Genomic DNA, 2,199 nt, shown 5'->3' on the forward strand with positions numbered 1-2,199 from the left:
ATCCATGAACCCCACATTTTAAAGGTGGGGTGTATAGCTATCTTGGTATTTGCGGTGTGCAGTTCCACGGCAGCAAGGCTTCGAAGTCTTCTGCTGCGGCGGCTTGCGGTAACCGTTCAAGTGCGTGGCGCAGCCACGCATTTAGCGTACGTGATCCATAAACCCCACCTACTTCAGGATGGAGTTCTGGTTTACCTTGGCATTTCCGGTGAGCAGTTCCACGGCAGTAGCGCTTCGTAGTCGGGCACCGACTGCGCATGTGGCAGTCGCTCCAGTACGTGGCGCAGCCACGTATAGGGTTCCTGGCCGTTGACCTTGGCGGTCTCGACCAAGCTGTAGATCTGGGCACTCGCGGTAGCGCCTTTAGGCGTATCGCTGAACAGCCATGCCTTGCGCCCGATCACAAACGGTTTTATTGCACGCTCTGCCGGGTTGTTGTCGATCGGTAAAAACCCAGCCTCCACGTAGCGTTCCAGCCGGCTCCAGTTGCTGGCCAGATAATTCACGGCCTTGCCCAGCACACTTTGTGGCGTCACCTGTGGCTGCGTTTTCTCCAGCCAACTTTTCAACTGACCCAGGATCGGCAAGCTCTTTTCCTGACGACCAATAAAACGCTGTTCATCGCTGGTGTCCTTGAGTTCGCGCTCGACGCCATACAACTTGTTAATCAAGGTCAGCGCGATATCGGCACGCCCCGTCTTGCCCTTGGGCTGCACCTTTTGCGCATCGACGAACTTGCGCCGGACATGGGCCATGCACGCCAGGCGTTCCACCCCCGGTTGCAACGCCAACGCGTTATAACCTGCGTAATCGTCGGTCATCACGTAGCCGCGATAACTTTCCAGCAAGCGCAATGGCACTTCCTGCGCACGGCTGGAGGTGTAGTCGAACAGCACGACTTTTCGATCCGGCGGGCCGCTGGCCTGCACCCACATCCAGGACTGGCTGGTCGGATCTCGATCCGGTTCTCTGAGTACCTGGACGCGAGTCTCATCACAGTGGATGACTGGACTTTCCAGTAAGCGGTCGCGCATCAAATTCAGCAGCGGCTGCAAGTGCTCACCGCACTGGATAACCCAACGTGCCAGCGTCTGACGTGGGATATCGATACCGTGTCGGCTCAATACCGTCTCAAAACGATGCAGCGGCAAGCCATCGACATACTTGGTGGTCAACAGCATCGCCAGCACACTCGGGCTGGCCATGCTCTTTTCGATGAGTTGGGCGGGTTTGTCGGCGGTGACTGGAGCCGTTTCACAACCACGGCAACCGTAAACCTTGCGGATGTGTTTGATCACCCGGATCTGCATTGGCACGATGTCCAGTTGCTCGCTGGTTTCTTCGCCGATGGCGTGTTTGCGGCAACCGCAGGCACAGGTCAGTTCGTGTTCAGGCAGTTCGTGGATGACTTCGATACGCGGCAGGTCAGCCGACAATGGTTTGCGTTTGCCACGGCGCGGGGTCGGTGCAACGACTTCTTCTTCGATATCGACGATGAGAGATATCGGTTCGCTTTCTGGCTCGTTGAAAAGAGCCAGTTGCGGCGTGTTGGGCTCAACGGTCTGTTCGGATTTACGTCCGAACAGACGGTCGCGCAGCAACTTGATCTGTTCTTTCAAATCGACGATGTGGGTCTGGTAGGACTGAGCCACTTCCTCTTGACGACTGAATGCCTCAAGCAACATTTGCTTGAGCAAAACAGGATCGTCTGGAAGGTCGTCGGGCATGAAAGTCATGCCCGGATTATACCGGGTTAAGCCACGAAACGTGGAGTCAGAACCTGATGCGGACGGTTGCGCCAGAGATCAAAGCCGTCGAGCAGCCAGTTCAGTTCTTGGACACTCAAGACGATGGCTTCGTCGGTGGCGTCAGGCGACGTTTTGAACCGCTCAGACTCCAGGCGCTTGAGCCAAAGACAGAAGCCGTTGCGCTCCCAATAAAGGATCTTCACTCGGTTACGGTGGCGATTCAGAAATACGAAAAGCACCGGGTCGAAAACGGCGACTTTAATATCCAGCTCGACCAGGGCGGCCAGACCGTCGATGGATTTTCGGAAGTCGACGGGCTTGGGGTAGAGATACACTTTTTCGACTTTGGCGTCGGGTCGCATCATGACGGGCTGGCTCCGGAAAGAAATTGGGAGTACAGCATCGGGTATCAGATTTCGGCTTGGAATGTGGGCTTCATGGAGCGCTTACC

At 56.1% G+C, this 2,199-nt stretch carries 2 protein-coding genes and 1 pseudogene; all 3 read right to left on the reverse strand.

All coding sequences use genetic code 11. From position 1 onward, the window contains the following. Nucleotides 1-37: 37 nt before the first annotated feature. Nucleotides 38-136: pseudogene (locus CKW15_RS29245) on the reverse strand (transposase domain-containing protein); the annotation flags it as partial. 55 nt (nt 137-191) lie between these two features. Continuing rightward, nucleotides 192-1,736, reverse strand: coding sequence for an IS66 family transposase (locus CKW15_RS27735; RefSeq protein WP_095153079.1), 1,545 nt, complete (start codon nt 1,734-1,736; stop codon nt 192-194). A 17-nt stretch (nt 1,737-1,753) separates the two neighbouring features. Beyond that, nucleotides 1,754-2,113: an IS66 family insertion sequence element accessory protein TnpB gene (gene tnpB, locus CKW15_RS27740; RefSeq protein ID WP_258668279.1), complete on the reverse strand. Its 360-nt coding sequence runs from the start codon at nt 2,111-2,113 to the stop codon at nt 1,754-1,756. Nucleotides 2,114-2,199 lie beyond the last annotated feature (86 nt).

Origin of the sequence: Pseudomonas sp. Irchel s3b5, assembly GCF_900187435.1 — a bacterium.
Lineage (GTDB): Bacteria > Pseudomonadota > Gammaproteobacteria > Pseudomonadales > Pseudomonadaceae > Aquipseudomonas.

What these genes read in the sequence shown, in the direction of transcription:
- CKW15_RS27735 (WP_095153079.1), bottom strand. Translation starts at nt 1,736, where the DNA reads ATGACTTTCATGCCCGACGACCTTCCAGACGATCCTGTTTTGCTCAAG.
- tnpB (WP_258668279.1), bottom strand. Translation starts at nt 2,113, where the DNA reads ATGATGCGACCCGACGCCAAAGTCGAAAAAGTGTATCTCTACCCCAAG.